This window comes from Mesorhizobium sp. M4B.F.Ca.ET.143.01.1.1 (assembly GCF_004792275.1).
Classification (GTDB): Bacteria; Pseudomonadota; Alphaproteobacteria; order Rhizobiales; family Rhizobiaceae; genus Mesorhizobium; species Mesorhizobium abyssinicae.
Map to the genome: position 1 here is coordinate 1 of NZ_SRSR01000235.1, position 321 is coordinate 321.

1 protein-coding gene is annotated in these 321 nt (G+C 57.6%); it reads right to left on the reverse strand.

The features are described from left to right. Window positions 1-118: 118 nt before the first annotated feature. Window positions 119-321 (reverse strand): hypothetical protein (locus EN786_RS38410; protein ID WP_210238938.1); only part of this gene is annotated, 203 nt, incomplete at its 5' end.

Genomic DNA, 321 nt, shown 5'->3' on the forward strand with positions numbered 1-321 from the left:
CGGAAAGAATAAGGGCTCGCCCAAACGGGACGAGCCCTTCATTCTCAGGTTGCCACCAAGTGACCGGCGCCGCTGCCTGGTTGGGGTTAAACCCGGCGCCGGCCCGGCGAGAATATCTTCACCGCATATGCATGATAGCTAATGTTTGCCGGCGCGACATGGTGTGATCGCGGAAGCTTTTGGCAAGCGATCGGGGATGAGGAATGCTGGGGGCCTGCTTTGTCAGAGGCTTTCCGAAGTTAGCCGGCAGGAGCACTCCGTTTCGTTGCCTGAAAGGCAAGATTTCCAGGGAGGAGCCGATGGCACGCAAATACTTAGACT